Consider the following 13475-nt stretch of genomic DNA (forward strand, 5'->3'; position numbering starts at 1 on the left):
ACAGCAGGCCCCTCCGACTTCGGTCGGAGGGGCTTACTCGTATTCAGTACGAACTCGGGCACGGTCGGATCAATTGGCGCCTGTGTCAACGTTGCGCATTCACGATCTCGGCGAACTTGGGCAGCACCGTCCGGTTCCAAGACCGTTCGATTCCGTTGCGCGCAAACCTCTGATAGCGGTTCTCGGTATCGAAACCGCTCATATGCCAGAACAATCGAGCACCGCGGCCGCACTGCATGAGGCGGTAGTCCATCATCCATCGCATCGGCGGGTTCCCACGGAGGTCGGTCCAGCTGTAGGCAAGGTGGTGGGGTTCATCAGCCGCGACGACCTGGCAAGCCATCTCGGCATCCGGCTTGTCCGGAACCGCGACTTGAACAATGAAGGTTGTCCCGACCACGGGCTGAAAGCCGATTGTGGGCGCCAACCACTCGGCCATGAGCTCCGGCGCTGTCAGGACGCGCCAGGCAACCTCGGGAGAACCCTCGACGAAGACGGCGAGGTCGATCATTGATGGGTCCGGCTCCGAAAGGTCGAACACCGCACAATCGTAGCGGGTCTCGCCTCGGTCGGCGCCAGATCCGAGCCGTCAGCGACTGACGCGCACCCACGTCAGCCGCGCATCGGTTGCGGCCCTACGCAGCATCGGCCACAAAGGTTGCCACAGTGCAGAGCCGTCGCCGTAACTACGCGGCCATTCTTCGCGCAGCCTGCGCAGATCTCACACTCGTGCAAGCCGGCAAGGGGCCACAGATCCACCACTACCGCCGACATCTACGGCCGGGACTGCACGGACTAACCCAGGAAGCCACCCATCGCAATTGACAATTGCAGATCACCGCCACGCAGCCGCCATGATGGGGGCCAGAGTGGCCTACTTTTGGCCCATCGGCCGTACTATTCACCTTGTACACCGAGTCAGGAGATGAGCGGAAAAGCCTTCTGACCAGTGGAAACGAATGAGATTAACGGTGCCCCCGGCAGGATTCGAACCTGCGGCCTTCTGCTCCGGAGGCAGACGCTCTATCCCCTGAGCTACGGGGGCTCAACGGGCGGCACTCAGAGTAGCGCACTCCGGTCCGGCAACCCAATCCGGCAGGTCACGACACGCCCACCACGCCGTCCATGCGCACCGAGGACCCATTGGTCCCTCGCATCACGTGCAATTGTGCCGGAATCCTCGCGCGCATCTCGTCGACGTGGCTGACGACGCCGACCACCCGTCCGCCCGAACGCAACTCGTCGAGGACGCCCATGACGAGGTCGAGCGCCTCGGGGTCCAGGGAACCGAAGCCCTCGTCGATGACGATGGTGTCGAGGACGCGGCCACCGGATTCGGCAGACACGACATCGGCAAGTCCGAGGGCCAAAGCCAGCGAGGCGAAGAAGGTCTCTCCACCGGACAACGTGGTGGCCGCACGAACGGCACCGGTGTACTCGTCGTGCACCTCGATACCCAACCCGCCGCGGCGGCCGCGTGGACCGGCCGCATCGGAGTGGACGAATTCATAACGACCCGAGGACATCTGATGCAGCCGAACCGACGCCGCCACCAGGACCTCCTCGAGACGCGAGGCCAGCACATAGGAGTGCAGAGACATCTTGCGCGCGTTCTGGCCGCGCCCGGCGACCAGATCGGCCAGACCCTGCACGCGAGCGTGGCGCTCCTGGGCCGGCGCAAGCACATCGAGCGCCGACCAGAACTCGGCAATGAGCTCCTCAAGTCGTGCCACCGTTCGGGCAGCCAGGGCATGCTCACGCGCGGCCGCTTCCTGCTGCCGTTGGGCCTGCGCCAGTGCCCGCGACAGGATGCCGGTATCGACCGGCTCGGCCGACAGCGCCGCAGCGACGTCGGCGTCTGCCATCGTCTCCTGGGCGCCGGCGCGCAACTCCGCCGCCCGAGAGATCATCGCCTCCCAGGCATCGAGCTGCCCGGGCGCTGCCGCCGCGTCGCGCAGGGCTCCCACATCACTGAATCCGGCGTCGGACAACCGCAATTCGAGTCGAACGGCGAGGTCGTCGCGGTGCCGGACCGCACGGTGCAGGTCAGCTCGCGCGTCGCGCAGGGCTCGAGCCCGGCGGCACAACTCGGCCAGCTCGGCACGTCGCTCGTCAACACCGATACGCCCGCCGGTGGCCTGCGCGACTTCGTCATCGAGATCGTCGATCTCGCGACGCAGCGCCGAGCGCCGTTCGGCGCGCGCAGACGTCGACGCCGCAAGACGGCCGAGTTCGGTGCGCCAAGTCTCGATCTCGGCGTCGATGGCGTTGACGGCGCGTTCGAGGGTCGGGATCGACGCCACCCGGGTTCGGGCGTCGGCGAGCTCGCGGTCGAGTATCTGTCGACGCGACCTCACCGCTTCCGCGGACTCCTCGCCGATCTCCTGGTCGAGGTGCGCACGGCGTGCCTCGAGCGTGGCCAGCGCCGTCTCGGCTCGCCCCCGGCGCTCGGCCGCACGCTCTTCGGCGCGGGCAGCCGCGGCCTCCGCGGTCTTCGCAACGTCAGTCTGCTCGCCGGCGTCGGCGGGCGCGGGGTGCTCGGTTGATCCGCACACCATGCACGGCTCTCCCGGGAAGAGCGTCGAGGCGAGCTCGGCGGCCATGCCAGCGATCCGGCGCTCCCGTAGATCGAGGTGGCGTTCGCGTGCGGCAGTGTGTGATTCACGTGCCGCGAGCACCTCCGTGCGAGCCTGCATGAGCTCGCCGTCCAGTGCTTGTCGCGCGGCGAACGCGGTGACCAGCTCCTCGCATCGTTCGCATTCGGCGGCGAGCCGTTGCACGTCGGATCTGGCCTCGGATGCGGCCGTCAACGCGGTGACCGCAGCCTGACGGCGATCCGGCGCGGCCTCCAGCATGTCGGTCAGCTCAGCGGTACGGTCTTGTGCGGCAGCCACTTCGGCATCGAGCCGACGAAGGTCGGTCAACAGCGTCGGACGCTGCTCGACACGACGGGCGAGCGGCTCCCATCGCGCCGACTCCCCGGTCCATCGTTCGATCGCCGCATCGAGATCGGCGTCGGAGCCCGCGAGCCCGGCACCCTCGGGCATGTCGGCGAATCCCGCTGCCGCCGAGTCGTATGCGCGACTCGCGGTGGTCGCAGCCGACGCAGCGGCGTCGTGGTCGTCGGCGAGCGGAATAATCGGTACCGCGGCACGAGCTGCCCGTGCGGCGACGCGCACCTGCTCGAGACCGGCCGCTCCGGCATCGAGCTGAGTCAATCGCGCCCGCGCCTCAATGCCTCGACGCTGCAACTCCGCCAGCCGATTTCCGTTCACGAGTGTTGTCTGCGCACCGTCGAGTTGGGCCTGCGCCGCGGCGAGCCGCCGGCGGGCGGACTCGACGGTCTCCCGGGCGTTGGCCAGACACTCTTGCGCCCAGTCGATCTCCGCCTCAGCCGGTGATTCGCAGTCGAGCACTGCTGCCATCTGACCGGCGATGCGTTCGACCGCCGCCGCCTTCTCACCGAGAGCGGCTTCGGCCTGCCGGGCACGGTCCTTGAGCCACTCCTCGATTCCACCGAATCGCTCGGTGTCGAACAGTCTCTCCAGCAAGGCTTCTCGATCCTCTGAGCTCGCGCGCAGGAATCGCGCGAAGTCGCCCTGCGGGAGGAGCACCACCTGGAAGAACTGATCGGCAGTCATCCCGAGCAGTCGCGTGATCGACTCACCGATCTCCGCTAACCGAGTCAGTGCCGGGCCCGAGTCGTCAAGCCAGATCATGGTGGCCTTCGCCGGGACCTTGGTGGTGCCGGGTCCGCGCCTCTTGGGTCGGTGATATTCGGGGGAACGCACGATGCGCATACGGCGGCCACCGATGGTCGCCTCGAGCTCCACTTCCGGAACTTGCTGTGCATCAGCATGATCGGAGTGCAGTCGCCGCCCCTCGTGCCGAGAGCCGGGTACCCTGCCGAACAACGCGAAGGCCACGGCGTCGAGCACCGAGGTCTTTCCGGCTCCGGTCTGCCCGTGCAGCAGGAACAGTCCGTCGGCACCGAGGGCGTCGAAGTCGATCTCGGTGTCCGCGGCGAACGGCCCGAACGCCGTCATCCGTAGACGATGCAGTCTCATCGGCAGCGCCTCACGCCGACTTCGAGTCGGTCTCGAGGGCGAACAGCGCCCACTGGCCTTGATCGGCCTCGCTTACCTCGCGGGCCTCGACGTCGGCAGCACCGGCCTCGACTACTTCAGGTTCGCCGACGACCTCACGCAGCGCACGCTCGATCAGGTCCCGCTCGGCCGCAGACGGCTCGTCACGGACGTCACCGACGAAGGCTGCGATGATCTCCGCGTCGGTGCGTCCGCGAATGCGCGAACGGTAATCGAGACGGAGGGCCTCCGGACGCTCCCAGTGCACGTGCACCGCGTAGGGGAATCGCTCGCGCAGCCGGCGCATCGCGTCGAGCGGCCGGATGGTGTCGGTGAGCGTCGCCTCGATGTAGTGCTCACGCGCGTCGGCGTACTTCTCGTCACCAAGGAGCTCATCGAGAGTGCCTCGCAGGGAGGACAACCCACGCACGCCGGACAGCTCGTGCAGGCGAATATCAGTTACGCCGTCGGCATCGAGATCGACGATCCACACGCCCTTGCGATGACTGTTCTCACCAAAGGAGTACGGCATCGGCGAGCCGCTGTAGCGCACCGCCGGGGCGATCTCCTGCGGTGAGTGCAGGTGACCGAGCGCCACGTAGTCGATCCCTGAGAACGTTTCGGCGGCAACCGTTTCCACCCCACCGACGCTGATGGACCGCTCCGATCCAGTACTGACTGCCCCGCTGACGAATGCGTGGGCGGCGACGACGGTACGCGCACCGCGTATCGTGGCGTCAGCGCGCACCCGCTCCATCGCCGCGCCCAGTACGCCCTGATGACTACAGGGCGCATGGATATCGAATGCCTTTGCGACAGCGTCGGGTTCGAGGTAGGGAATCCCGTAGAACGCAACCGGTCCGAACTCATCGTCGAGCACGACCGGTGTGTCGATGGCGGCCACACTCGTGCGCAGGTGCAGCCCGCCCGCAGCGGCGAATGCCGATGCCGCACCGAGTCGGGTCGGTGAATCGTGGTTGCCGGAGGTGACGACGATCTGCGCCCCGGCGGCTGCGATGTCACCCAGACCGGCGTCGTAGACCGACACCGCATCCGCCGAGGGAACCGAACGGTCATACACATCGCCCGCCACCACGACGACGTCGACCGACTTGGCGGCAACGATCGCCGCGATGTCGGCCAGCATCCGACGTTGATCGGAGAGGAGCTCGACACCGTGGAACGTCCGGCCGAGGTGCCAGTCCGAAGTGTGCAGAATACGCATGTTCACCACCGTACGATTGGCCACCGACAGATCCGTGGAGGCGCCGCCGGGACATCCCCCAGCACCTCCCCTGACCTCGAAGGGGCTCGGACGGACTCGGCAAACCTGGCTACGCCGCGCCGGCTCCCTCGACCTCGCCCCTGGAGACCGCGACCGGCGCGGTGAGCGGCGACGCCTGATGCTTGGGCCGCGTCAGGAACAACGTGGCGAGAACACCGATCAACAGCACCCCGGCCGGTAGGTACAGCGACTGACCCATGGCGATGGCGAACGGCTCACGCACGAACGCGGGCAACTGACTGACCGCACTGCTCTGCTCGGTGATGTTCCCCCCGGGCAGTTCGGCGGCCAGTCGGGTCTGCATGATGGCACCGACGGCCGCCGAGCCGATCACCGAACCGATCATCCGGGTGGTGTTGTAGACCCCCGCTCCCGCGCCGGCCTGTTGCCAGGGCAGGTTTCGCGTCGCCGTCGCCGCCAGCGGAGCCCAGATGCCCGCCGAGGCGATGCCCATCAGACACATCGGAATAATCAACTGCCACACCGGTGTCGCCGGGCGGGCGATCACGCCGAGCCAGCCGACGGCGATCGCCTGCAACAGCAACGCGGTGGCGATGATCACGCTGGGATGGACCATGTCGAGGACGAGACCGACGATCGGCGCGAGGAAGCCCGTGAGCACCGCCATCGGCACCATCATCACCGCCGAGCGGGTCGGCGACATCCCGCCGACGAGCTGCAGGAAGAACATCATCGGGATCATCAGGCCGGAGATCGCGAAGCCCATCGACGCGATACCGATGTTGGAGAGGGTGAAATTGCGGTCCTTGAACAGCGTGAGCGGCACGAGTGGTTCTGTGCGGATGCGCGACTGCCAGTAGATGAAGACGGCCATCACCGCGATGCCGCCGATGATCAGCACCCAGATCCAGCCCGCCCAGTCGTACTTCTCGCCGTCCTGGATGCCGAAGACCAGCGCCGACAGACCGACCGCCGACAGACCGACCCCAATCCAGTCGAAGGAATGGTCGTGGGTGTCGACCGAGGGCACCAGGGTGGCGGCCAGGATCAGCCCGACGATGCCGACGGGCAGGTTCACGAAGAAGATCCACTCCCAACCGAATTGGTCGGTGAGGACACCGCCGAGCAGCGGGCCGACCAGCGTGGCGACACCGGCGACGGTGCCCCACACGCCCATGGCCGCGCCGCGCTTCTCGGGCGGGAAGATCCGCGTGATGAGCGCCATGGTCTGCGGGGTGATCAGCGCGGCACCAATGCCCTGGAGGGCGCGCGCGGCGATCAGTTCGCCGATCGAACCGGCGAAACCGCACCACACACTTGCGGCGGTGAACACAACCAGACCGACCTGGTAGACAAGTTTGGGCCCGTACTTGTCACCGAGCCGTCCGGTGATCAGCAGCGGCACGGCGTAGGTGAGCAGGTAGGCGCTGGTCACCCACACGATCCCGTTGACGTCGGTGCGCAGAGCGACCTGGATCTCGGGCTGGGCGACCGCGACGATCGTCATGTCGACGAGGATCATGAAGAACCCGACGCACAGCGCCATCAGAGATAACCAGGGCCGATTGGTCACCGCCGCCGGGGAGGTGGGCGTACTCATTGTGGGATCACTTTCTCTGGAGACTCTGGGGTGGGAAACATGGGGTGCGCCGAGGCATAGGGAGAATCCGGGTCGTCGAGCCACTCGATCTCTCCGGACTCCAGACGATCGAGAAGGCCGGTGAGCCAGTCGATCTGAGTCCGTAGGGTGATGATCCGAGCGCCGGCGTCGAGGAAGAACATCTCCGGGATGCCCTTGCCCGACGCACATTCGGCGGCGTCGACGAACTGCGCGAGATCGGCGCGCATCGCCTCGATACGCGCCGAGAGCAACTCGATCACCCGCGACCGGGGAAGGGCATGGGCTTCCGACAACGCGAGGTAGAGCTCGGGATACTCGGGTGAGTGCTGGGCGAGGATGCGCTCGAGACTGACCACGAGCGCCTCCCGACCCGCCTCGGTGATCGCATAGACGGTGCGCTCGGGGCGGTTGCCCTCCCGCCGGACGTCGTGGACCTCGATCAGTCCGTTCCCGGCCAGCCGGTCGACCGTGTGGTACAGCGTGCCCGGTCGAAACTTCACCAGCCGATCCTCACGTCGCTCGATCGTGATCTGCACCATCTCGTACGGGTGCAACGGTTGTTCGGCGAGCAGCCCGAGCACCAGCACCGCCAACGGCGCCAGCCGATGCTCACCCCCACCGCGACCGGCACCCACGACGCCCACCCTTCAGCCCCAACCTAATATTCCATCTGGAATATACACCCTGGAGTGTGTGATGCCAATGTCGTGGACGCTGATTACTGTGGTCGTCATGGACACCGACACCACCACCGCCGCGGCGGGCTCAGCAGCAACCGGACCACAGGGAACGTCCGGAGCACAGGGCTCGTACGTCACCGGCGGCCAGGAGTTCGTCCGCGACACGAAATACATCGAGACCCGCATCACCCGCGACGGCCGGGACGGCTACCCCGTCGAGGCCGGCCGCTACCGACTCATCGCCGCCCGCGCGTGCCCGTGGGCGAACCGCACGCTGATCGTGCGCCGGCTCCTCGGCCTAGAGGACGCCATCTCCCTCGGCCTGTGCGGACCCACCCACGACGCCGACTCGTGGACCTTCGACCTCGACCCCGGCGGTGTCGATCCGGTGCTCGGCATCCCCCGCCTGAAGGACGCCTACGACCAACGATTCCCCGGCTATCCCAAGGGCATCACCGTGCCCGCGATTGTGGACATCCCGACCGGCGAGGTGGTCACCAACGACTTCCCGCAGATCACCATCGACTTCGCACTCGAGTGGACCGATCACCACCGCGACGGCGCACCGCAGCTCTATCCCGAGCATCTGCGTGACGAGATCGATGCCGTCAACAAGGGGGTCTATACCGAGGTCAACAACGGCGTCTACCGGTGCGGTTTCGCCGGTAGCCAAGACTCTTATGACAAGGCCTACGCGCGGCTGTTCACCAAGCTCGACGAACTCTCCGAACGTCTCGCGACACAGCGATACCTGGTGGGCGACACCATCACCGAGGCCGATGTACGACTGTTCACCACCTTGGCACGATTCGACGCCGTCTATCACGGCCACTTCAAGTGCAACCGCACCACACTCGACGAGATGCCCGTCCTGTGGGCCTACGCCCGCGATCTCTTCCAGACCCCGGGCTTCGGTGACACCACCGATTTCACCCAGATCAAGCAGCACTACTACATCGTCCACCGCGACATCAATCCCACCGGGATCGTTCCGCAGGGCCCAGACCTGCGCAATTGGCTGACCCCGCACCACCGCGAGGAGCTCGGTGGTACCCCGTTCGGCGACGGCACCCCGCCACCACCCCCGCGGCCCGCCGAGGTCGTCCCCGCCGAGCACTGGGTGCCGACGTCATGAGCGAGAAGGCGACCCCCACGTCCGGGCGGTCGGTGGAGTTCACCGGCAACATACTCGACAAGGCGCAGCGCCTGCAGGCACCCGCGGTCGCCAAATATGTTCGGGCGCTTCGAGAGAAGCACCCCGACGACTCCCCCGCCCAGATCATCACCCGCCTGGAAAAGCGCTATCTCACCGCGGTCACCGGGTCCGGATCGGCGGTCGGCGCGACTGCCGCGGTCCCCGGCGTCGGCACGGTCACCGCACTGGGCGCGATGACCGGCGAGACAGCGCTGTTCCTCGAGGCGTCGGCGCTGCTGGCACTCGCGATCGCCGAGGTGCATGGCATCGGAGTGCATGAGAGCGAGCGTCGCAAGACGCTGGTCCTGACCGTCGCCCTCGGCGAGGAGGGCGTGAGCGTCCTCGGCCGCGTCGTCGGGACGAAGGGTGGCGCCCTACGTCGACTCGGGCAAGCCTCGACCCCGAGTGGCGCCTTCGCGAAACTCAACAAGAACCTGATGAACCGGATCGCCAAGAAGTACGCACTGAAACGCGCTCCGTTGGTAATCGGTCGCCTCCTCCCCGCGGGTATCGGGGCGGTCATCGGCGGAGCGGGCAACCGGGTCCTGGGCAAGCGGGTGATCGCCAATGCCCGCGAGGCCTTCGGTCCCCCGCCACAGCACTGGACGCTCGACGGCACCGTTGTCTCCGATCGCTGGTTGCCCCACGGCAACCGGTGACCGCCACGACCCGCTGGACCCAGGTCGATCCACCCGCCCCCGGGCCGGATGTTCCCGAGGCCGACTCGCCGGACCACAGTGGACTGGGCTGGGTGCGCCGCCTGACGGTCGAATGCCTGCGGTACCGCAGGCTCGTGATGGTGACGTTGACGGTCACCCTGGTAGCGGTCGGAGTCGACCTCGTCGCACCGCTGCTCGCGCGCACAGCCCTCGACCGCGCCACCGGTATCCCCGGTTGGTGGACCATCCCGACGATCGTGATCGTGATGATCGGCCTTGCGATCGTGCGATATTTCTGTCAGTTCGGTCGCCGACTAACCGCGGGACGGCTATCGATTTCGGTGCAGAATGCGTTGCGGCTCAAGCTCTTCCGCACCTTGCTTCATCTCGACGGTGCGACCCAGACCGAGATCCGCACCGGCCAGGTCGTGTCGCGGTCGATCTCGGATCTGCAGATCGTGCAGGGACTGCTCTCGATGGTGCCACTCTCTGCCGGCGCCGCGGTCCAGGTGGTGATCGCGCTGGGCATCATGCTCTATCTGTCGCCGTTGCTCACCATGATCTCGCTGGCGATTCTGCCGATGATCGCCGTGGTCGTGCTCGGCACCCGCAGACGGTTGTTCGCGGCCACCTGGTCGGCGCAGCAGGCCGCCGCCGATGTGGCGCAACACGTCGAGGAGACGGTCACCGGTGTTCGCGTCGTCAAGGGATTCGGGCAGGAAACACGCGCGGTCGACGAACTCGTCGGACTCGGACGCGATCTCTTCGCCAAGCGGTTGCGTGCGGGCGCGATTAATGCGTACTTCACCCCGACCATGTCAGCGATCCCCCAACTCGGCCTGGTCGCGGTCATCGGCGTCGGCGGCTACCTCACCCTCAACGGGTCAATCACCGCGGGTACCTTCCTCGCGTTCGCCACCTACGTCACGACCATGACCACCCTCGCGCGACTGCTGACCAACATGGTGGTCAGCGGTCAACTCGCCCGCGCGGCGGTGGAACGGGTCTACGACGTCATCGACGCACCCACCGACCCCGACGACGCGAACACCGCCGGCCTGCCCGACGGCCCGCTGGGACTGGAGTTCTCCGGTGTGGTGTTCGGCCACGACGACCGCACCGTCCTCGACGGTATCGATCTCCAGATCGCGCCGGGCGAATGCGTTGCTGTCGTCGGTCCGCCCGGATCGGGAAAGACAACCCTCGCCGATCTCGTCAGCCGCCATCGACGCCCCGACCGCGGGAGCATCGCGCTGCTGTCCGGACCGGATTCCTCGACGCGTCATCCACTCTCCGAACTCTCCGCCGATGCCCTGCACTCGGCGGTGGGCGTCGTCTTCGACGAGCCTTTCCTGTACTCGGACACCATTGCCACCAACATCACCCTCGGCGATCGTCCCGAGCCGTCCCTCACTCCCGGCTCCGGACCGGTGGCGCCGCGCGTGCTCGCCGCCGCCCGGGACGCCGACGCCCTCGACTTCATCACCGCGCTACCCCACGGATTCGACACCGTCGTCGGCGAGCGCGGCCTCACCCTGTCCGGCGGTCAACGCCAGCGGGTGGCCCTGGCACGCGCTCTCCACACCGCCCCCCGGTTGCTCGTCCTCGACGATGCGACCTCAGCGGTCGACGCCTCCACCGAGTCACGCATCCTGCATCGTCTGCGTGACCGGTTTACCGACCGGCCCACCATGCTGGTGCTCGCGCACCGGCGGTCAACCCTCATGCTCGCCGACCGTGTCGCCGTTCTCGACGAGGGCCGGATCGTCGACGTGGGCACCGTCGCCGAACTCGAAGAGCGCAGCCCGCGTTTCCGTGCGCTGATGTCGCCGATCCAGTCCGTCGCCGACGACGCCGCCGCACCACTCACGCCGACGCCGCCGCACACCGGGAACCTGTGGCCCGCCGATGCGCCTGCGCCGGAAGGGGATTGGACCACCCGCGCCGCGAGCGCCCCGCCGGCCGGCGGAACCGGGGGGCGTGGCGGCCGGGGCGCGGGGATCACCGGCGCATTGGGTGCCATGCCTGCCACCCCGGAGCTGCTCGCGTCCGTCGCACGATTGCGTCCCGCCGACGAGGAGCCGCGGGTCGACGTCGACGCGATACGGGTGGAGAATCCGCATTTCTCCCTGTGGCAGATCCTGGCGCCGGTGCGCTGGCTCCTGGCGCTGGCCATCGTGGCGATCGGCGTGGACACCCTCACCGGGCTGGTATTCCCGTCGTTGGCGCGCACCGTCATCGACGCGGCCACCCACACCGACGAACGCACCCTGCTCATCGCGACCGGCATCGGCGTGGGCACCGTCGTCCTCGGCTGGTTCGCCGCCGCGGGTATGACGCTGTACTCGACCCGCGCGGGTGAACGAGTGCTGTTCGGCTTGCGTGTGCGCAGCTACGCGCACCTGCAGCGACTCGGCCTCGACTACTACGAGCGCGAGTTGTCCGGGCGCATCATGACGCGGATGACGACCGACGTCGACGCTCTCTCGACGTTCCTGCAGACCGGCCTATCCACGGCGATCGTGGCGGTGTTGACACTGGTCGGGGTGACCGTGGCGATGCTGTTCACCGACCTCGAACTCGGCGCCCTGATCCTGCCGGTGCTGCCGGTGCTGATTGTGGCGACGGTGGTCTTCCGCCGGATCGCCTCGCGCGCCTACACGCGCTCCCGGGAACTGGTCAGTGCGGTCAATGCCGACTTCCAGGAGAACATCGCTGGCATCAAGACCACCCAGGCCTATCGCAACACGGCCCCGGCGACCCGGCGCTTCACCGGTGTGACGTTGGACTGGGTCCGCGCGCGAATGACCTCGCAGCGTGCGATCTCGGTCTACTTCCCGTTCATCACGTTGTGCAGCGACCTGGCGACCGCGACGACGATCGCGGTGGGCGCACACCAGATCACGACTGGCGCGTTGTCGGCGGGCACCCTGGTCGCCTTCATCCTCTACCTGTCGCTGTTGTTCGGTCCCGTACAACAACTTTCACAGGTGTTCGACGGTTATCAGCAGGCGGTCGTCGGCCTACGGCGCATCGCCGACCTCCTGCGTACCGAGACGACCGTCGCCGAACGCGACGATGCCATCGATCCCGAGGGCGCACGGTTCACCGGTGACACACGCCTCGACGACGTCGCGTTCCGGTATTCGGGGGCGAGCGTCGACGCACTCGGCGGCATCGATCTGCACATCCCCGCCGGCACCTCACTGGCATTGGTGGGCCGTACCGGCGCAGGCAAGTCCACAATCGTCAAACTCCTCGCCCGGTTCTACGACCCCACCGACGGCGTGGTGCGGATGGACGGCACCGACATCCGCCGGTTCACATTGCGCGGCTATCGCCGCCACATCGGCATCGTGCCGCAAGAACCGCACCTGTTCACCGGCACCGTCGCCGACAACATCGCTTACGGGCGACCCGACGCCGACCACGAACAGATCGCCGCGGCCGCCGCGGCAGTCGGTGCGAGCACCATGATCGCCGGGCTGCCGGGCGGCATGCTGCACCCGATCGGCGAGCGCGGCGCCGGATTGTCGTCCGGGCAGCGCCAACTCATCGCGCTCGCGCGGGCCGAGCTCGTCGAACCCGACCTACTCCTGCTCGACGAGGCGACGGCCACCCTCGACCAGGCGACCGAGGCAATGGTGCTCGCCGCCGGCGACGCGGTGACCCGTAGCCGGACGTCGGTGATCGTCGCGCATCGCCTCGCGACCGCTGCGCGCGCCGATGTGATCGCGGTCGTCGACGGCGGCCGGATCGTGGAGATGGGAACACACAACGATCTGCTCACGTTGGGCGGTAGGTACCGCGCGTTCTGGGATGCCGGTGTCGACCCAGACGCCGACGGTACCGAACCTGTCGACGAGCTCATCGGATGAGTTCACCGGCACCCGGTGGCGGCCCGACGACGTGCGCCCTCGGTGAGGTGGAACTCACGACGTCCACAGAGTGGTGGGCGCGTACCATCGGCAGGTGGTTCACGATGATCT

9 protein-coding genes and 1 tRNA gene are annotated in these 13475 nt (G+C 67.3%); 4 read left to right on the forward strand and 6 right to left on the reverse strand.

Going from position 1 to position 13475, the window contains the following annotated elements:
- Positions 1 to 85: 85 nt before the first annotated feature.
- A complete protein-coding gene (locus EF294_RS04320; protein WP_123926002.1) occupies positions 86 to 541 on the reverse strand; it encodes an SRPBCC family protein in 456 nt (151 codons plus the stop codon).
- Between the two features lie 125 nt (positions 542 to 666).
- On the opposite strand from EF294_RS04320, the gene EF294_RS21315 reads away from it, so the two are divergent.
- The gene (locus tag EF294_RS21315) at positions 667 to 825 is read left to right on the forward strand and encodes a hypothetical protein (RefSeq protein WP_185090943.1); all 159 of its coding nucleotides are present in this window, start codon (positions 667 to 669) and stop codon (positions 823 to 825) included.
- Between the two features lie 147 nt (positions 826 to 972).
- Here the strand turns inward: EF294_RS21315 and EF294_RS04325 are convergent.
- The 5 genes from EF294_RS04325 to EF294_RS04345 all read right to left on the reverse strand — a co-directional run bounded on the left by EF294_RS04325 (position 973) and on the right by EF294_RS04345 (position 7596).
- Positions 973 to 1045, reverse strand: a tRNA-Arg gene (locus tag EF294_RS04325).
- A 55-nt stretch (positions 1046 to 1100) separates the two neighbouring features.
- Positions 1101 to 4067 carry an AAA family ATPase gene (locus EF294_RS04330; RefSeq protein ID WP_123926004.1) on the reverse strand — a complete coding sequence of 989 codons (2967 nt, stop codon included), beginning with the start codon at positions 4065 to 4067 and terminating at the stop codon, positions 1101 to 1103.
- 10 nt (positions 4068 to 4077) lie between these two features.
- Positions 4078 to 5310 (reverse strand): exonuclease SbcCD subunit D, encoded by a 1233-nt coding sequence (locus EF294_RS04335; RefSeq protein ID WP_123926006.1) that lies wholly within the window; start codon positions 5308 to 5310, stop codon positions 4078 to 4080.
- A 109-nt stretch (positions 5311 to 5419) separates the two neighbouring features.
- Positions 5420 to 6931 (reverse strand): MFS transporter, encoded by a 1512-nt coding sequence (locus tag EF294_RS04340; RefSeq protein ID WP_123926008.1) that lies wholly within the window; start codon positions 6929 to 6931, stop codon positions 5420 to 5422.
- Positions 6928 to 7596 carry a PadR family transcriptional regulator gene (locus EF294_RS04345; RefSeq protein ID WP_123926010.1) on the reverse strand — a complete coding sequence of 223 codons (669 nt, stop codon included), beginning with the start codon at positions 7594 to 7596 and terminating at the stop codon, positions 6928 to 6930. Before EF294_RS04345 ends, EF294_RS04340 begins: the two co-directional genes overlap by 4 nt.
- A gap of 88 nt (positions 7597 to 7684) precedes the next feature.
- Here EF294_RS04345 and EF294_RS04350 point away from each other — a divergent pair, with 88 nt between their 5' ends.
- The 3 genes from EF294_RS04350 to EF294_RS04360 are packed head-to-tail and all read left to right on the forward strand — an operon-like array spanning position 7685 to position 13364.
- The gene (locus tag EF294_RS04350) at positions 7685 to 8767 is read left to right on the forward strand and encodes a glutathione S-transferase family protein (protein WP_185090944.1); all 1083 of its coding nucleotides are present in this window, start codon (positions 7685 to 7687) and stop codon (positions 8765 to 8767) included.
- On the forward strand, positions 8764 to 9486 hold the full coding sequence (locus EF294_RS04355; protein ID WP_123926012.1) for a hypothetical protein: 723 nt from the start codon (positions 8764 to 8766) through the stop codon (positions 9484 to 9486). The genes EF294_RS04350 and EF294_RS04355 overlap by 4 nt, the downstream gene beginning before the upstream one ends.
- Positions 9483 to 13364 carry an ABC transporter ATP-binding protein gene (locus EF294_RS04360; RefSeq protein ID WP_123926014.1) on the forward strand — a complete coding sequence of 1294 codons (3882 nt, stop codon included), beginning with the start codon at positions 9483 to 9485 and terminating at the stop codon, positions 13362 to 13364. Before EF294_RS04355 ends, EF294_RS04360 begins: the two co-directional genes overlap by 4 nt.
- The last annotated feature ends 111 nt before the right edge of the window (positions 13365 to 13475 follow it).

It is taken from the genome of Gordonia oryzae, from assembly GCF_003797185.1.
GTDB lineage: Bacteria > Actinomycetota > Actinomycetes > Mycobacteriales > Mycobacteriaceae > Gordonia > Gordonia oryzae.